This is a genomic window from Acetivibrio mesophilus (assembly GCF_004102745.1).
GTDB classification, from domain to species: domain Bacteria; phylum Bacillota; class Clostridia; order Acetivibrionales; family Acetivibrionaceae; genus Hungateiclostridium; species Hungateiclostridium mesophilum.
Genome location: NZ_RLII01000010.1, coordinates 69,608 through 88,830, shown reverse-complemented (window position 1 = coordinate 88,830; position 19,223 = coordinate 69,608). Strand labels below are relative to the sequence as shown.

General features: G+C 39.4%; 14 protein-coding genes. 1 reads left to right on the top strand and 13 read right to left on the bottom strand.

Features of this window, described 5'->3' with window-relative positions; translation table 11 throughout:
- Positions 1–216 precede the first annotated feature (216 nt).
- Positions 217–1,992: a tetratricopeptide repeat protein gene (locus EFD62_RS09525; protein WP_069196051.1), complete on the top strand. Its 1,776-nt coding sequence runs from the start codon at positions 217–219 to the stop codon at positions 1,990–1,992.
- A gap of 555 nt (positions 1,993–2,547) precedes the next feature.
- Here the strand turns inward: EFD62_RS09525 and EFD62_RS09515 are convergent.
- The 13 genes from EFD62_RS09515 to EFD62_RS09455 all read right to left on the bottom strand — a co-directional run bounded on the left by EFD62_RS09515 (position 2,548) and on the right by EFD62_RS09455 (position 18,975).
- On the bottom strand, positions 2,548–3,417 hold the full coding sequence (locus tag EFD62_RS09515; RefSeq protein ID WP_235832616.1) for a VanW family protein: 870 nt from the start codon (positions 3,415–3,417) through the stop codon (positions 2,548–2,550).
- Between the two features lie 54 nt (positions 3,418–3,471).
- Positions 3,472–4,137, bottom strand: a complete 666-nt coding sequence (gene radC, locus EFD62_RS09510) for a RadC family protein (RefSeq protein ID WP_069196050.1) — start codon at positions 4,135–4,137, stop codon at positions 3,472–3,474.
- A 103-nt stretch (positions 4,138–4,240) separates the two neighbouring features.
- Entirely contained in the window at positions 4,241–5,653 is a 1,413-nt protein-coding gene (locus tag EFD62_RS09505; protein WP_069196049.1) for a peptidoglycan D,D-transpeptidase FtsI family protein, read from the bottom strand.
- Complete coding sequence (locus EFD62_RS09500) at positions 5,646–6,914, bottom strand: FtsW/RodA/SpoVE family cell cycle protein (RefSeq protein WP_069196048.1); 1,269 nt, start codon at positions 6,912–6,914, stop codon at positions 5,646–5,648. The genes EFD62_RS09505 and EFD62_RS09500 overlap by 8 nt, the downstream gene beginning before the upstream one ends.
- A gap of 11 nt (positions 6,915–6,925) precedes the next feature.
- On the bottom strand, positions 6,926–7,375 hold the full coding sequence (locus EFD62_RS09495; protein ID WP_069196047.1) for an FHA domain-containing protein: 450 nt from the start codon (positions 7,373–7,375) through the stop codon (positions 6,926–6,928).
- 180 nt (positions 7,376–7,555) lie between these two features.
- Complete coding sequence (locus tag EFD62_RS09490; RefSeq protein ID WP_069196046.1) at positions 7,556–8,323, bottom strand: DUF975 family protein; 768 nt, start codon at positions 8,321–8,323, stop codon at positions 7,556–7,558.
- 163 nt (positions 8,324–8,486) lie between these two features.
- Positions 8,487–9,125 (bottom strand): hypothetical protein, encoded by a 639-nt coding sequence (locus EFD62_RS09485; RefSeq protein ID WP_069196045.1) that lies wholly within the window; start codon positions 9,123–9,125, stop codon positions 8,487–8,489.
- A 409-nt stretch (positions 9,126–9,534) separates the two neighbouring features.
- A complete protein-coding gene (locus EFD62_RS09480; protein WP_069196044.1) occupies positions 9,535–10,356 on the bottom strand; it encodes a rhomboid family protein in 822 nt (273 codons plus the stop codon).
- Between the two features lie 289 nt (positions 10,357–10,645).
- On the bottom strand, positions 10,646–11,608 hold the full coding sequence (locus EFD62_RS09475) for a 1,4-dihydroxy-2-naphthoate polyprenyltransferase (protein ID WP_128706028.1): 963 nt from the start codon (positions 11,606–11,608) through the stop codon (positions 10,646–10,648).
- 78 nt (positions 11,609–11,686) lie between these two features.
- Positions 11,687–12,121: a ferritin-like domain-containing protein gene (locus tag EFD62_RS09470; RefSeq protein WP_069196042.1), complete on the bottom strand. Its 435-nt coding sequence runs from the start codon at positions 12,119–12,121 to the stop codon at positions 11,687–11,689.
- An 87-nt stretch (positions 12,122–12,208) separates the two neighbouring features.
- A complete protein-coding gene (locus tag EFD62_RS09465) occupies positions 12,209–14,899 on the bottom strand; it encodes a DNA translocase FtsK (protein ID WP_235832615.1) in 2,691 nt (896 codons plus the stop codon).
- A gap of 154 nt (positions 14,900–15,053) precedes the next feature.
- Positions 15,054–16,670 carry an ABC-F family ATP-binding cassette domain-containing protein gene (locus EFD62_RS09460; protein ID WP_069196040.1) on the bottom strand — a complete coding sequence of 539 codons (1,617 nt, stop codon included), beginning with the start codon at positions 16,668–16,670 and terminating at the stop codon, positions 15,054–15,056.
- Positions 16,671–16,812: 142 nt separating this feature from the next.
- Positions 16,813–18,975, bottom strand: a complete 2,163-nt coding sequence (locus tag EFD62_RS09455; RefSeq protein WP_069196039.1) for a DNA topoisomerase III — start codon at positions 18,973–18,975, stop codon at positions 16,813–16,815.
- Positions 18,976–19,223 lie beyond the last annotated feature (248 nt).

The following is a 19,223-nucleotide window of genomic DNA, read 5'->3' as shown; positions in this document are numbered from 1 at the left end:
AAATAATTAAAACATTATGTAACTATTTAGAATTTATAACATAAAACATTATATTGGTCAATGCAAAACTTGATTTTTATATTAATTTTTCAGTATTCTTACAGCATACCTTTACAGGAAGCATCTCAAATAAATATACTCCAAACTGCATTGATTGCAAATCCCCACTTATGGTATAATTAGCCGTAAAATACTAAAGTAGTAAAGGAGTATATTATGAAAACTACAGTAAAATTAATAATCACAATCAGTATTTTGCTGATTTCTCTTACCTTCCCAACCTTTATATCGCATGCCGCCTCAGCCTTGCAATATTTTGATGAAGGAAATACTTTGTTTGAATCCGGAAAATTTGAGGAAGCAATCCAAAGTTACAATAAGGGCATTGAACTGGATACTAATATTCCCGAGCTTTACTACAATAAGGGACTCGCTTTGTACAATCTGGAAAGATACAACGAAGCAATCGAATGCTACAATCGTTCAATAGAATTACTACCCAACTTTAAAGATGCCTATATAAACAAATCTGTATGTCTGATGTTCACCAACAAACTCGAAGAAGCTCTTGAAACCTGTAACAAATACATTGAGATATCTCCCAACGAACCTACTGGTTACACAATAAAAGGATCTATTTTTATACTGATGAAAAAGTATGAAGAAGCTCTAGATGTATCAGACAAAGTAATTGCCATGAATCCCAATAATAAATATACCCTTTCCGTTGCATACTCCAACAAAGCTTATGCTTTGGCTTGGCTAAACAAACCCGAAGAAGCCATCGAAGTAGGTAATAAATCTCTAGAGCTTTCTAGCGATAATATCGACGCATATATAGCCATAAGCGTGGCATATTCTTTTTTGGGTAATTATGACGAAGCTCTCAATTGGTGCGACAAAGCTATCGAAATTAGTCCCAACATGCCTGAGGCATACATTAATAAATCTAATTATCTAGTAAATTTAGGAAAATACGAAGAAGCCCTTGATTACTGCAACAAAGCTTTAGAATTAAACATTGCACAAAATCCCGTACATGAATCACTCATCCTTTCAAACAAGTCAGTAGCATTACTTTCTCTACATAATTACGAAGAAGCCCTTGAAGCTACTGAAAAAGCCATCGAGTTAGATCCCCAAAACAGTCTTGCATATGCCAACAAAGCCTTTGCTCTAAACATGCTAAACCGGTTTGATGAATCTCTTGTATTCAGTGACAAGGCTATTGAAATTGATCCGACTCTTGGCTCAGCTTACGCTGCAAAAGGCACTTCATTATTCTTTCTTGATAGACTTGACGAATCGATAGAAGCGTCCAAAAGAGCCATTGAGTTAGATCCTAAAGACATTAACCTTTGTGTTCAGGCATACACAAATATTGGAGGTTCTCTATCTAAAAAAGGAATGTATGAAGAAGCTCTAACAAATTTAGATAAAGCTCTGGAATTACCGTTAAAAAATCCAATTATTTTTTCTGTTACTTATTCAAATAAAGCATTTGCATTGATTGGGCTTGAAAAATTTGAAGAAGCTCTAGAATATGCTAATAAAGCTATTGAAGCAGATCCTAATAATACAAAGGGATATGGTAACAAAGGCGTCGCTTTATTAGAATTATCCAGATATAATGAAGCTCTTGAGTCTTGTAACGAGTCCATCAAGTTAGACATAGCTGATTACACTATCTATAATATTAAAGGGCTCGCTTTGGAAGGTCAGGGTAAACTTGACAAGGCATTGGAAGCATTCAATAAGAGTGTTGAGCTCAATCCCGATTATAAAGATGCCAAAGACAATATCCAAAGAGTTTCAACAAAACTTACTATAAAAAGAGTGCTAATCATCTTTGCTATATTTGCACTTATCACAGTAATGGCTATAACAGCCATAATTTTGATTGTCTTAAAGAAAAGAAAAGCCGGAACGCAAAGCAGCAATCCTCCTATGCCTGAACCGTTTGTCAATTATGATGAACTGAACCAAAAATAACGCCAACATAAGTTTCTACATTTTACCATGAATTTATATTCAAAAACGGTTCATAATAATTAGCGTAGGGTTCATGATGGTTGAGCCAAGATCCTTATAAGGTCTTTAAATCGGCTTTATAATGGTCGGCCAAAGGTTAATGACAGGTTTCTTAAAGCTTGGTATTAGCCGGAGGGAAGAATATTATATGTCCTCAAAGGCTATATTATAGTAAAAATAATTGGTGATTTTCAGATAGTTTTGATTGTTTCCAATAGGTACTATAATGTGGTCGCAAGGGATATATAATACTCGAGCTAAGATTATCATAGGTTCCGCAGGCATTAACTTTGCTTTCATTAGCTTACTGACTTTTGTGGTAATCCAACTTGTGTAGTAATCCCTGTGAGAGCAACATTACATGCTGGAGGTCTATTACAGTCGAAAGATTGTAATGGGTTTCTAAGGTATCTCTGATAGTCGAGCAAAGGTTGGTATGGGTTTTGCAATGCTTGTAGGCAGTCGAAAGATTGTTTACAGGTGTGTAGAGATTTATATCAGCTGGCGCGCAGATCATCATGAGCTCTCTTTATTTTTGATTTTTTCATCCGGTTTATACTCTATAAAGGGCTGATACATCATCAGTGCATGATTTTCAGTTACATATTCATCCTCAATTAGCTCCCTTTCCATGTTATAAACGCGCCTTCGAATTTCATTGTGTCTTATATATCCGCCCCAATATTCATGGGTTATACTGTGTTTTTTTTCGTATACCTCATAAGTTACTCCAAGTTTTTCCGCAGCTCTCCACTCTCCGTTCAGATGGGTTTCGTCCAAGAAGACCTTCAACTGAAAAGGACAGTCTGTACCATTAAAAATCTGAAGGTCCCTGTAATTATATACGCAGGTGGCACCGCTTCCAAAGGGAAGCTTCCTGTCCGAATCCGGAAAAACATCATAGCTGTGCCTGTGTCTTTCGGTAACCGTCAAGGGGGTATGCAGCGTCATCCAGTAAATAAGATTGGACAATTGACACAGACCGCCTCCAATACCGGGCTTAAAGCCCCCGTTGAAAAGAACCATTCCATCGACATAGCCCTTATTGGCCGTTGGTCTTCCTATAAGCTTCCAGTAGGAAAAGGTTTCACCGGGGTTTATTATAATACCGTCCAGCCGTTCTGCCGCTATCCGTAAATTAATAATCTTGTTGTGTTGCATCCACATGTCCACATCCTTTAACTTCCTTAAAAGAGGTGTTCTATGGGTAAATACGGAATAATCCAAAAGCTCGGTGCTCCTTTTTCTGCAATACTTCTTATCCCCGAAATACCAGTCAAAACACCTAGAATACGTGTACCACAATCTTCCCAGTACAAGTCTTGCCCGGCTTCTCTTAATTGGCTTGAGCAATTTGGATGCATCGTCCCCTTTAATTTGCTTCAAATCTCTTACCCCCATATATCTAAAATAATAGGCCATCAGCTACGTCTATCTATATTAGTTGGGCATTTGTCCATTCTCAAGGAAGCTAAAATAGCCCTTGCGGCTGAAAATTATATGATCTGTGAGCGTTATACCCAGGGTATCTCCAGCCTCTTTTAGGAGCTTTGTCACCTCTATATCCTCCTCGCTTGGCGACAGAGAACCTGACGGGTGATTATGCGCCACTATGACTGCCGTTGCCCTGTCGGTTATGGGGTCAGCAAATACCTCCCTAGGGTGCACCTGCACCTTGTTTACTAGTCCAACCGATACAACCCTTGTGGCAATAACTTCGCTTGCTCCACTTAATGACACGCAAATAAAGTGCTCCTGCTTGCGGTTGGACATATATGAAATCAGAGGCAATATATCCGAAGGAGAAGATATTTTAATGCCCTCCGGTCTAATTCTGCGTCTTGCAAACTCAAGAGCTGCAGCAATAACCGACGCCTTTGCCGGGCCAACTCCCTCAATTTCCTGAAGCTCTTTGGCACTGACCCTGTCACAGCCTTTGTCCAGAACCTTCAATATCCGGCTGGCAACAGTCATTACATTACAGTCTTTTGTACCGCTTCCAATCAAAACTGCAAGCAGTTCCAAATCCGAAAGCGACCTGACACCCCTTTCAAACAGCTTTTCCCTTGGTCTCTCAAACTTAGGTATATCACTAATTTTCTTCATTCTCCCTCACCAATACATCAATAATCACAGAACAATTGTTCTGTGATTATTGTATATTTTTTCAAAGGAAAAATCAAGAATAAATATTTTATTTTTACTGCAATCATTGTGAAAGGTATTGACTCATTATCCTCTTTGCTATGGGCACTGCAGCCTCACTGCCGGAGCCTCCATACTCAACAATGACAGCCACAGCAATTTTCGGGTCTTCCGCAGGAGCAAAGCCCACAAACCACGAATGCTCCTTCGCCTTCTTTTTCACCGACAGCTCGTTTTCCGCGGTTCCCGTCTTGCCGGCAACACTAATTCCCTTAATTGCTGCATTATGTCCTGTACCGGAAGCCACAACCTCCTGCATCATTACTCTGATTTTCTCAGCTACATCCGATTCCATTATCCTACCCAGCTTATCAGCTTTTAGTTCTTTGTTCGATTTACCTTCAGCATGTGCAATGCTTTTAACCAGCACTGGTTCCATCATGATACCTCCATTGGCAACTCCCGATGTAATCATTGCCATGTGAAGGGGAGTTACCAGAACCTTTCCCTGTCCTATAGCCGCCTCGGCCAAGTCTGTTTTATCCATGCTTTCATACGGGAATCGGCTTTTGCTCATTGGAATATCAAAAGGAATTTCCTTTTCAAATCCCGTACGATTGGTTATATCCATAAAGCTTCCCATACCAAGCTCCGTACCTAGGTGGGCATATACCACATTGCTTGATAATGCAAGGGCCTTTTTCAAATCTATCTTTCCATAAGCTTTGCTTTCTGAGTTTCTAATTTCTCTTTCATCGATAATTATAGAACCGTTGTCCTCAAACACTTCATTTTCCATGCCGTTCTCAATAGCTGCAGCTGTAATCAGTATTTTAAAAGTTGAGCCCGGTGCATACAGACCTTGAGCAGCCCGGCAAAGAAAAGGAGCATCCTCGGATTCAACCATACTCTGCCAGTTTTCCTCCAGCTTTTTCGCTCCGGGGTCAAAATTCGGGCTACTTACCAAAGCAAGGATTTCTCCAGTCTTGGGGTCCATAGCCACCACAGCTCCCTTTCGCCCATTAAGAAGCTCTCCCCCAAGGGCCTGAAGCTTATGATCAATGGTCAGATAAAGATTGTTTCCCTTTCGGGTAGGATAGTTGGAGCCGCTAACCATTCCAAATACCTGGCTAAGATCATCAATTCCCAATAACTCATTATTGTAAGCGGCTTCAATCTGCGACTTGCCATACACTTTTGAGCTATAACCGATTACCTGGCTGTACAGAGCCCCATAAGGATAAATCCTCTCCTGTTCCTCCCCTTCCAATTTACTGTAAGCAAGCAGTACCCCGTTCCTGTCATATATATTGCCCCTTGACGTATTCTCCTCTATTTTGTATTGTCTTCTGTTGTAGGTATTGGCCATAAAATCCCGACTTCTAAACAATTGAATATAAGTAAGATAGCCCACTATAATAAAAAAGAGGGAGCATATTGCAATTAGCACCTGAATAATCTTTCTATTTTCATCCATTAGCCTCACCGCCCGCTCTATCAAATTTCGGGTTTGATATTGCCTGAAGAATCCCCAATGCAATAAAGCTCGTTATAAGGGAACTTCCTCCATAGCTTACAAAGGGAAGCGTTATTCCTGTCAACGGAATAAGCTTTATGACTCCACCAATGATAATAAAGGTTTGCAATCCAATCATCGTCACAATTCCCAAACCCAATATCTTTTTAAACCTATCCTTCAAGCCAAGTACTATTTTTATTCCCCTGTAGGTAAAGAGCATGCATAAAAGAACCACTGCAACTCCGCCAAAAATCCCCATCTCCTCGCATATCGCGGAAAAAATAAAGTCGGTACTCACTGCCGGCACCATATCCGGCCTGCCCATGCCTATTCCCGTACCGAAAAATCCGCCGGAGGCAATGGCAAACAAGGACTGGGCTATCTGGTAGCCTTTATTTGTAATATCTGCCCATGGATTGAGCCAGGCATCCACTCTGACCCTCAAATGATAAAACATAAAATATCCAAAAATCACGCCGGGAACTATGAAGGCAGAATTTAACAAAAACAGCTTCAAATCCTTGCTAAAAACATAGAGAACAAGAAGAAAAGTTAAAAACAGCAAAAGAGCTGTCCCAAGCTCCCTTTGAAGAACAAGAAAGCCTATGTTGCAATAAGCAACAAGCATTAGCAATACTTTATTTAAAAGAACTCTTAACCTTTTATCTTGTATATATTTTTCTAAAAATAAATTATCCGGATTTTTAAAATAGGACGCCAAGAAAAAAACAAACAGAATTTTACACAGCTCCGACGGTTGAAACGAAAAGCCGCCAATTACTATCCAGTTTACTGCACCGTTTATATTCCTTCCCAAAACCAATGTAACAAGGTACAAAACAGCAGACAGGGCTATATATACATAGGCAAATCTATCCCATTTGTCGACTTTAATATATATATGATAAAAAGCAAAAAACAGTCCCAGGCCTACTGCTATCCACACCAACTGCTTTAGCCCCAACCTTTCGTCAAGGCGGTAAATCATCATCAATCCGACACTCAATAGCATAGATACTATCAAGATAAGATATTCATCCCCATGATTCCTTTTAATGATTATTAAACATGCAGAACATATGATAAAAGTTGCCGCTCCTCCCACCGCCAAGGTCATCCAGTTATAGGGTTCATCGCTAAAGAACAGGAATAGATACCCAATAATATTAAATGCGGCTATTAAGTTTAAAGGTCGGCGGTATGTTATTGCTCCAAGCATTAGAATACACCTCATTTGCCAATCGAAACAAACAGGAATTTCACATGTCCGATCTTAATGTTATCGCCATCTTTTAATGGAATTATTTCTCCTTCATTAAGTCTTACGCCGTTAACAAACGTTCCATTCTTACTTCCCATATCCTTTATACGGACTGACTCTCCTTCAGCCATAATATATGCATGAATCCCTGAAATAAACGGGTCCTTTATTACTATATCATTCTTATCATTGCGCCCGATAATCACACTTTTTCGGAGGGTATAATTTTCCTCAACCTTAAAGTCCAACATCTCCCGTTGGTTTATGAGCTTAAGGTACGGATAAAAACCCACGTTATCGGTTTTGCTGATGCTCATGGATTTAATATCAAGATAAATTAATCGTATTACCCCAAAAATAAACAGGTATATAACCAAAGTAAAAACAACCTTAACAAGAAGCAGTATTATTTCAAACATACCCATGCCATCCTTATCTGCAATTATTTATGCTGCAGGTAAACTCAAAACTCCGGGCAGCATTCACGTAACTGACACCTAGTGTATATTACAAAAAGTTAAACGGGCAGTGGATAAAACCCGTTTAACTTTTGAAAGCACATTTCTTAATGCAAATTGCAAACATATGTACATATAGTATTAATACTCACTAATTCCGTCATCATGTAATATTGAATCCAGCATTAATTCTTCGCAGGTACACAGATTCTTCTCAATTGCTTGCCGACGAAGCACCAAGTATAGCTCAGCCATTGTAGCATCCACATAAGGAGTTACAAATATTATACCTATACAGCAAGCCAATAAACCCAACAGATACCATCCGATGAATGATAACTCCAATATAAAAATATTAAATTTATGGCCATAAGTCATCTGTTCGCTTAATTCCAAAGCACGCTTATACCCGATATTCGGGTTGTCGGATAGGATATACGGTACCATCATATAAGAATATTTTTTCACTATACCTGGAATTATGAGAAGCAAATACCACAGAAAATTCATAACTCCTTTATAAAGCATGGCCTTTATTATATCCATGTATCTTTCCTTGTTGAACGCGTAACCCAAAACTCCCAATTCTTCACTGCTCATACCCTCTAGTTGTGCGTTCTGTACAAAAAAACGCCTTCCTCCAACTTCGAGAGGATAACCGAGAAAAACTCGAAATGCCAAAGCTAATGCCATAACTATAGCTACAACTACTAAAATAAAAATTATCGCCGCAATCATTTCTCCAGAAGATGAATATCCACTGTAATCTCCGGAGCCGCCGCCTCCGCCTCCGCCTCCGCCGCCATTTGCACCTGCTATTCCCAAAATAATACTAACCAAAAAAGCCTTCCAGTAAGACACTCGCAAAACAGCTTTTGCCCTCGTTTTCAGATACTCTCTAGTCCACATAATATCCTCCTAATGCTTATTACATAATATGGTGAATTAATGCAATCATATAGCTTACTGTTTAAAGTCATTTTTGCTATATAATACAATATTAAAATTATAGCAGATATAGACCACCTTCACAATATCACTGTTAAGAATTGGCGCATATATCCAAGCCTTCTTAGGCACGGCACATTCCAATAAGGGCTACGAGAGTCATACCATTGACATAAGCATCAACATTCGCAATTATATTGGCTTTTGTTACATCCTTAATTGCCAGTGCATATACCGTACAGCATCTCTTTATCATGTCATTTAGCACTCTATTAACTTCCTTATAAATGGTCCGGGTCTTTTTTACAAACTTTGAATCTAAAAGTATATATGAACACCTTTTCATTAGCTCCTCCGGTGTGCCTCTTGAAACTATACGCATTTTTTCGTTTATTATGTGGGTGGACACTTTTAGGCTTTTTTCTTCAAAGGTAAAGGCTTCAACTTTAGGAACTATACTCTCAATAAGGCTCTTGTCAAAGCCTTTTTCTTCTGTATAGTAGAAAATTGCTTTCTCCCTCTCATCTTGAATAATGTCTAATCTCTTGTTATTAACATTCATTACCTCAGCATAGTTGCTAAGCACAAGGGAGTGCATAAAAATTCCATAGCTCTTCTCTTCTTCATCAACATCCTCCGCTTTTTTTAGTTTACCATCAAGGTATATCTCCTCGACCCTGTATTTCACAGGCGTCTCTGCGATCAATACATTAGGACTGTCAATCCTAAACACATTGTTTCGAGGGAATATATCTTGTTTCATCAAATCCGCTCCTTTCCGGGCAGTAAATTAATAAATGTGAATCAAGCGCTAATAATACTCCACACCTATGCCATCAATGCAAGATGTAGAGTATCACGAATCTCCAAAGAAAACCGGGTTGTTTTATCATCATGTTGAATATAAAACGTTACTCCCTCTGTAACTATATCTATAAATTGGAACGAATATTCATAGTAAACAGCAATAAAAATTAATAGTTTTCGGCAACGATGATAACTTTTAGCATTATTAAAACAATCTAGAATAACAACAATTAGCTTTAACAATTTTAATTCTATTATAAAAAATATTAATTTGTCAATTAAAGAATTGTAAACATTTTATTAATAAACTAAATGTTGCATCAAATGAATTGGACATGATTTTTGGTGTAAAGTAAGTCGAAAAATCAGTGTCTAAGGATATGTTCATGATTTGTCAGATGCTCCTGACAATATTCATAATCACTACCGCATTTAAAACAGTACGCAAACTTTAGATCAGGATGTTCCTTTGATGTTCTGCCGCATATGCAACAAGTGTAGATTATCTCCGGAGTCTTAACAGAAGCTGCAATCACCTTAAATTTTCTGCGTCTGCGCTTTCTGTCAAGTTTTTTTATGTTTGGAGACAAGTACTGTTCAAAAACCTCCTTTCCAAAGAATACTATGAAACTTGTGAAGGACAATAAAGCGATAATTCGTGTCTCCGGTCTGAAAATGATGGACAGGACTGTAAAGATAATATCGAACCATGCAAGATACTTAACCTTGACCGGAATTATGAAAAACAAAAGAAGCTCAAAGTTTGGGTTAAGATAGGCAAAAGCCAGGAAAACAGACATGTATAGAAACTCCGAAGTTACCCTGCCACCCCAGAATTCACCCAAAAATGCAGCTGCAATTGCTGCCACAACGCCAATAAAGTAGTAGAGATTGAACCTGAAGCTTCCCCAGTAGCGTTCAAGAGCCGTGCCGAATGTATAGAAAATATATAACACAAAAATTACCCAGAAGTTTCCCACAAAAGGCACAAAAATAAAGGTTATTAACCTCCATATCTGCCCTTTCATCACCAAAGAAGGCTGCAAGGTAAACAAAGATGCAATGTATCTAAAATCATTAAAAAGACTTAAAACAAAAACAAAGGCAGTACCGATTATCAAGTATTTTGTTAGATTCTTAATAGCAAAGCGGCTGTATTTACGTTCCAGTCTATCAATCCAATTCAATAATAACAATCCTTTCGCCACGTTTTCAATGTGCAAATAAAATTACCAAATTATTTATTCGACATTCATCCCAAAAAATCCTCTATAAAAAATTATTGCCTAAAATATAAATATATAATCCTTAGAATAAGAATACAAGTTTGAATTTAGATGCAAGTTGAAGTTTTACTATAAGTCTAAGTTAAAGTAAAATTATTGATTAGAATAGGATTATAAGTTTGAGTCAAACTATAAGTTAAAGTAAATTTATTAATTAGAATAGGATTATAAGTTTGAATCAGAATATAAGTTAAAGTAAATTTACAAAGAATCCAATCGTCGAAACAGCGAGTAATAGCAGTTGAGATCCGCACATTATAATAAAGTTTTTGACCGCAAGCTCAAAGGTGTCTTTCTTTGTCTGCGTCTTTCTAAAAAGGCCTATATTCTTCTTTATGGGTACAAAGACAAGCAATACCAACAACAATGTCAAAGGCACAATCCTGAAAATTACAAGTAGTATTATATCAATAAAAGCAATGTAATAGAGAGCTTCAAATAGCCAGAGAGCTTTTTGCTTCCCTATATAAATCGGCAGTGTATATCGCCCGTTTTCTATATCATCCTCCATATCACATATATTATTTGCAAGCATAATATTTGCAATTCCGCAGACGGCCGGAATTGAGAAAGCAAAAATAGATAATACCTCTACAGCATTTAGCCGCAAGAGAATTGACTGTCCCTCAAGGGCAAACAAGACAATATCCCGATCATAAATATGTACAAATACAGAAAGAAATACTATTACAAAGCCCATAAAAAAGCCCGAAACAACTTCTCCCAGTGGCATTCTGGAAATTGGCAGGGGGCCAAAGGAATAAGCAATCCCGACAGCAAAGGATAATACCCCCACCAATAGTACAATAATATTTGTATTGATATAAAGTAATATTCCAAACAATACCGCTATACACGAAAGAAGCAGTATAACCATAATTACCAGTGGTTCACCAAGCTTATCCCGCACTATTGCATTATGCTCTTCGTAATTATATCCCTGTTTCTTTGCTGCTCTTTTATAATCAAAGTAGTTATTAACAGCTGTTGTCACCATATCAAAGGACAGAAGTGATATAAACAGCAATGCAAAGTTTTTAATGTTGAATGTATCAAAACGGTATATTGCGTATACCGTACCGAGCATGAGCGGCACCATGCTGGCAATCTTCGTCCTAATCTCCACCAGTTTCAAAAAGCTGTCTATTCTCATCAAGTAGTTCTCCTCACAGATACCCGATTTTTAAAGCAATATAAGGTATATTAAACACAAAATATATAATACACCTCATTACTGAAGAAGATTATTGAGCTGTGATACATGCTGTCGGTTTACATCCAGAACCTTCTCAACAATCTTACGGCTTTCAGTATCCAAGTCTCCTCTAACAACTTCTTCGCCCATTTTTATGCCTTTATTCTCACTCTCCGCAGCATCCTTTAGAATAAACGCGGTATCGTCGGAAGTTCCCTTAAGCTTATTCATAGTCTCAGCCATACTGCCCATAAAGCCGGGCCCATCCACCGGAACTCCCCCTAAGTTTTGAATCCTCTCAGCAATCAGTGCTGAATTTTGCTTGTGCTCCTGTTGAATCCTCTGAAGCTCCTTTTTCACATTCTGGTCTTTTACATGCTGTATATACCTTTCATACCCGTGTACCGCCATGTAATTTCCTTCAAGAAAAGAATTCAATTCCTTAATAACCACATTATCCTTATTATCCATTGTCATTATCTCCTCAAAAACATTTTTAGAGTTAGTTTTCCAAAATTAATTGACTTTATTCAAAATCAATGGATAACGTTTGGGATATCAGCTCATCTCCTGCCACTGCTGCTTTGTAATCAATACCTTTCTCGGCTTGCTACCTTCAAAAGGTCCCACCATACCATTTGCCTCCAATTGGTCAATTATTCTCGCTGCCCTTGAGTATCCTATCTTAAACTTTCTTTGTATCAATGATGTCGATGCCTGTTCCTGTTCGATTATCATATCTATCACCTGCGGAAGCAGCTCATCATCACCTTCGGAAATGGGCTGGGTATCGTCAGTGTGGCTGTCGATTTTATCAATGATTTCATCGTCGTACTGCGCCTGTTGCGTGGATTTGATAAAGGATACTATATTCTCAACTTCGGTGTCAGTTATCAGCGCCCCTTGTATTCTCACAGGCTTTGGCATACCAAGAGGGTAAAACAGCATATCCCCTTTGCCCAATAGCTTTTCGGCTCCGGACATATCCAGTATGGTCCTTGAGTCAACCTGGGATGATACTGCAAAAGATATCCTCGAGGGTATATTTGCCTTTATGACTCCTGTTATGACATTGACGGAGGGCCTTTGCGTTGCAATCACAAGGTGCATGCCTGCCGCTCTGGCCATTTGTGCCAATCTACAGATACAATCCTCAACATCATTAGGTGCAACCATCATAAGGTCTGCCAACTCGTCAATTATAATTACTATCTGAGGAAGGGTTTCGCTTCCTTCTCTTCGCATCAAATGATTATATCCTTTTAGGTCCCGAACATTATTTTCCGCAAAAAGCTTATAGCGGTTTGTCATCTCCTGCACCGCCCAGTTTAATGCTCCTGCGGCCTTTTTGGGGTCAGTAACCACCGGAATCAAGAGATGTGGTATCCCGTTGTAAATACTTAGTTCCACAACTTTCGGATCCACCATCAAAAGTCTCACATCATGAGGCGATGCCTTATAGAGGATACTAGTTATCAATGTATTAATGCAAACGCTCTTTCCCGAACCCGTTGCCCCTGCAATAAGTAGATGGGGCATTGCGGCAATATCAGCAACCACAGGTTTTCCGGCAATATCTTTTCCCACAGCAAAAGCAAGCTTTGACGGGTGATTCCGAAATTCTTCCGACTCAATTACATCACGAAGCCAAACCGGGGTAACCTTCGTATTTGGTATTTCAATCCCTATAGCCGCCTTACCAGGTATAGGCGCCTCTATTCTGACTCCTACAGCTGCGAGGTTTAATGCAATATCGTCTGTAAGGCTCACAATTTTGCTTACCTTAACTCCATAATCCGGCTGAAGCTCATACCTTGTTACAGCAGGGCCTTCACTTATATTTATTATCCTTGCCCCCACACCAAAGCTCTCTAAGGTATCAATCAGCTTCCGTGCCCTTGTTTCGGAATTAAAACCCGTATCGTCTGGCACGTTCTTATTATCTATTTGCTTTAGCAATTCTATCGGAGGAAATACAGGCTCTATTGTCTGCCTTGGATACCTAGTTTGTCCTACCTTTCCAATTTCCTCGGCTTCATTTCTCTGTGCTGTTTTGTCTTCATCACCTATATGGTGTATTCCTTCTGTTTCATATACATCTACTACATCTTCATCTATGTCCTCAAATCCTATGAATTCTTCTACAGCTTCTACGTTATCTTCTACCTCTTTATCTCTTACATCATATTCTATTAATTCTCTTATGTCTTCTACATCCACATCTATACCTTCGAATTCTATGAATTCTTCTGCGTCTATTATGCTATCTTCTACCCCTTCATCTCTTACCTCATATTCTATTAGTTCCTCTACACTTCTTTCATCTTCTGTTATTTCTTTCATGTACTGTATATTTTTAATATCCGCAGCAAACTCTTCCCGCACCTCAGCTTCTTCCGCTGTAGCCACAGGTCTCATATCTTCAAACTCCTGTATTTGGTCCACTTCGAATATGCCTTCTATCCTCTGTGATGCTTCAAACTGCCTGTACTCGTCCATGTATTCCGATTTCGTAATCCTGTGGGGTTCTTCGGTTTCCGCCTTCCAATATTCCACCTCTTCTTCTGTCCCTAGGTTTTCGGCATCCACTTTTTCCTCTGCCCCATCTTGAAAAGGCTTTTCAAGCTCAATATTCTCAATATCGCAACTTACCGTATTATCCGATTCTTCCTCCGATTCTTCCTCCGATTTGAACCTACTTTCAATAATTCTCCTAAACACATCTCCGGAATAATCCACAGCTTCAACCCAGCTTGCTACTCTAGCTTTGATATCATCCTCGGCAGAATCTGCTCTATCGGTACTTCGCATTATCTTTCCCGCATAAACCAGTTTTCTGTTGGGCAAAGAATTGGACTCATGATTGTCAGATTCCTGTGCAATACTCTCATCAATGACCCAATTGTAGTTGTTTTTCCTTGGCTGCGGTCTATTTAAATCCAAATCTTGATTCCTTTTGACAGCTCTATTTGCGTCAACTCTGTCATAGGAAGCTTCAGGAGCTTTGTTCCTGGTGACAGTTTTTGACTTTTTCCTATTTTTGCTTTGATAAGCCCTCAAAAGGCAAAAAAGAACCAGCACGAAAGCGGTCTCAATTGCAAGCACCTTGAAGAATTGGCCTATTGAACCTTTAGAAAGCAAAAGTCCAAATACCGCCATAAAAGATGCAAGAATTATTAAATTGCGTTTTCGCCGATTCTTTTTCATTTTATTTGTACGTACGGATTTCCTTATCTCTCTGGTACCCATATATTTGTCATACCACCTTCTTGGAGACACACGGCTTTAAAAAACCTTGCAAATTGTATTTTATCATTCTAGTTTTTCTTCGTCAAAAAAATCCTAAGTCTTGAATGTAAAATTTGCTGTTATTTTTTATTAATACCCTTTAGCTGCACATTACTTAGCTGTACATTTCCTTTCTTAAAGCCGTAATTTCTTCACTGTCAAGGTATTCATCATAGGTCATCTGCCTGTCAATAATGCCTTTTGGAGTTATCTCAATAATCCTATTTGCAATTGTTTGAACAAACTGATGGTCATGAGATGCAAACAGAATAGTTCCTTTATAGTTTATAAGTCCGTTGTTCAAGGCCGTAATTGATTCCAAATCCAGATGGTTTGTAGGCTCATCCAGCACCAAAACATTTGCCCCAGAAAGCATCATTTTTGACAGCATACAGCGGACCTTTTCTCCTCCTGAGAGAACACTGGCCTTTTTCAAAGCCTCTTCTCCGGAAAACAGCATTCTTCCCAACCATCCCCTAAGGAAGGTCTCTGTTTGATCCTTCGAAAACTGTCTTAGCCAATCAACCAAAGTCAGGTCAACCCCGTCAAAATAGGTGGAATTGTCCTTTGGAAAATATGCTTGCGAGGTAGTAACCCCCCATTTGAAATCTCCTGCATCCGGTTTTATTTCCTCCATAAGAATCTTAAAGAGGGTTGTCTTTGCAAGACCGTTCGGCCCTACGAAAGCTATCTTATCTCCCTTGTTGACCATAAAGGAAATATCATCTAAGATCTTTTCGCCATCCATTTCCTTTGCTATTCCATTCACCATAAGGAGATCATTACCGGCTTCCCTATCAGGCTTGAAATCCACAAAGGGATATCTTCTAGATGAAGGTTTTATATCTTCAAGGGTAAGTTTCTCCAAAAGCCTTTTTCTGGATGTAGCCTGTTTCGATTTTGATGCATTGGCACTAAACCTTTGGATAAATTCCTGAAGTTCCTTGATTTTTGCCTCAGTCTTCTTATTCTGGTCCTTTGCCTGTTGAAGAGCCAACTGGCTTGATTCATACCAGAAATCATAATTTCCTACATATACCTGTATCTTCCCGAAATCTATATCGGCAATGTGTGTACAAACCTTGTTTAAAAAGTGTCTGTCATGAGATACAACGATTACAGTATTTTCAAAGTTATACAAAAAATTCTCAAGCCATCTGATGGATTCAATATCAAGGTGGTTTGTAGGCTCGTCCATAAGAAGAATATCAGGATTTCCAAAAAGTGCCTGGGCCAATAGAACCCTTACTTTTTGATTTCCGTCCAATTCCTCCATTTTCCTATTGTGAAATTCCTCTCCTATGCCCAATCCATTTAGCAAAGTTGCTGCTTCGGACTCTGCCTCCCATCCATTCATTTCGGCAAACTCCGCCTCAAGCTCAGATATTTTTATGCCGTCCTCCTCTGAGAAGTCCGGCTTTGAATACAGCAATTCCTTTTCGTCCATGACTTCACAGAGCCTTTTATGGCCCATTATAACAGTCTTTAAGACTTCATATTCATCAAATTCGAAGTGGTTCTGCTTTAATACCGCAAGTCTTTTACCTGGCGTTATCAAAACCTCTCCCTTGTTGGCTTCAATTTCTCCCGATAAAATCTTTAAAAAAGTAGATTTTCCAGAACCGTTCGCCCCGATAATGCCGTAGCAATTCCCCGGGGTAAATTTAATATTCACGTTTTCAAACAGTACACGTCCTCCATATCTTAGAGATATACCGTTGGTGCTTATCATATCAATTACCATCCTTCTACGCTTGTTATTGTCCGCACCATTATAACATATGATTCAAGATACGTCTAATGGCAGTAAATTGTTTACATCAAAAGATGTTAACATAACATGTCTAATTGGCGCATAATTTATCCCATACCCTTTACATTTTCAGCTTTTTAAGCGCATCGGCAAGGGCAGTATTTATAGGTTTATCCTCATCCTGTTGTTTTAAGAAGTTTTTTACCTCCCTGCTGCTTACCTGTTCTTGCTTGCGCTTTTTAAACGTCTCAAGCTTTTCACGATATCCGCACACACAGTAAAAGGTTTTGTTCTCTTCCTCGCCGCGTATCTCCATCTTTTTATGACATTCAGGACATCTTGCATTGGATATCTGTGATACTCCTCTCCGGTATCCACACTCCCGATCCTGACATATCAGCATTCTTCCTTTCTTGCCCTTTACATCCAAAAGGAACTTGCCGCACTCGGGACATTTTTCCCTCGTAATATTTTCATGCTTGTAGGATGCAGAGCTGGCTATAACGTTAGACACCAGTTTTGATGCATACTTCTTCATTTCCGATATAAATGCCCCATCATTCGCCTTACCCTTGCTGATCTGGGATAGCTGCTGCTCCCAATTTGCGGTAAGCTTCGGTGACTTTAAGTCCTCCGGTACAAGGTTTATCAACTGAATTCCTTTTGATGTCGGAACGATTTCCTTGCCGTTCCTTTCCATATAAAAGGAGTCAAACAGCTTTTCAATTATGTCGGCCCGTGTGGCAGGTGTACCAAGTCCGCTGCCATTATCCAGTACTTCCCGGAGAGCTTTATCATCAATAAACTTGCCGGGGTGTTCCATCGCAGAAAGCAAGGTGGCTTCAGTATATCTTGCAGGGGGCTTTGTTTTGCGGTTTACAGACTTTACGGAATTGAGCTTTAATGCAGCTCCTTTTTTCACATCGGGAAGAACCTGATCCCTTTCGTCGTCATCCCCATAGTCCTCCTCGGTTTGGCTTCCATAGATTGCCTTCCATCCCGGCGATTTTACTATTTTGCCCTTCGCCATGAAAATCTCCCCAGCCACCTCAACTTTTATTGTTGTTTGCTCATATTCAAAGGGTCGGCTCAATACAGCAATAAACCTTTTAACTATCAAGTCGTAGATATTGCGCTCATCCTTATCCAGTGAGCCCAGGTTCACACTCTGCTCCGTAGGAATAATGGCATGATGGTCCGACACCTTACTATTGTCCACGAACCTTCGGGTTACATTGGGCTTGTTTCTCAAAAGAGCCGCAACAGCCGCCGAATAAGGGCCTACTGCTATACTTCTGAGTCTCTCTGTCAAAGTCGGAACAATATCTTCCGTTATATATCTCGAATCCGTCCTGGGATATGTCACAAGTTTATGAGTCTCATACAGTTTTTGCATGATGGACAGTGTCTTTTTTGCGGAATAACCGTATCTGCGGTTTGCTTCCCTCTGCAGTTCGGTAAGGTCATAAGCTAATGGCGGCGGCTCATTCCTTGCCTCTTTTACAACATCCGCCACCTTTCCCGCCTGTCCTTTAATCCGGGAAACAATTTCATCCGCTCGAGCGCGGTCAAAAATTCTGGTCTGACCGTTCTTATCTCTCCAATGAAGAGTAAAACCGTTTACCCCTGCCTCAATTGTCCAATAGTCCTTCGGAATAAAGCTTTTTATCTCATTTTCTCTCTGTACAACCATGGCAAGGGTAGGAGTCTGCACTCTCCCGGCCGAAAGCTGCGCATTGTATTTGCACGTAAGAGCCCTTGTAACATTAAGCCCCACCAGCCAATCCGCCTCTGCCCGGCATTGGGCCGACTTGTACAAATTATCATACTCTCTGGCTGGTCGCAAATTATTGAATCCTTCCTTTATAGCCCTGTCCGTCTGGGAAGAAATCCAGAGACGTTTCACAGGCTTTTTCCAGCCCGCCTTCATTATTATCCATCGTGCTACCAGCTCCCCTTCACGCCCTGCATCTGTAGCTATCACCAATTCGTCCACATCATCCCTTTTCATAAGTCCCCTTATGACATTAAACTGTTTGCCTGTCTCCTTTATCACGACCAACTGCATCCTGTCGGGCAGCATTGGAAGTACTTCCAACTCCCACTTTTTGTATTTTTCATCGTAGACTTCCGGGTCTGCCAGAGTTACGAGGTGTCCCAAAGCCCATGTTACAATATACTTCGAACCCAAAAGAAAACCATTGCCGCCTTGTTTGCAGTTAAGTACCCTCGCCAAGTCCCTGCCTACAGACGGCTTTTCTGCCAATACTAAAATTTTACCCATTGCAAAAATCCTTTCTATATAAATCCTTTCATTATGTATAAAACATTACATGAACCTTTGCTCGAATCAATTTTTCGCAACATATCGAGCAATGTATATGTTGCGCAATATCCAAAATGTTTATTGTGAAATATATAGTATAAAGCCTTGCAGGCTTTAGTATCTACTATATCATAAAAAATCATTTTCTTCAGCATATTCCCATTATAGTCAAAGTACATATTTTGACATTATAATAGAAATTATAC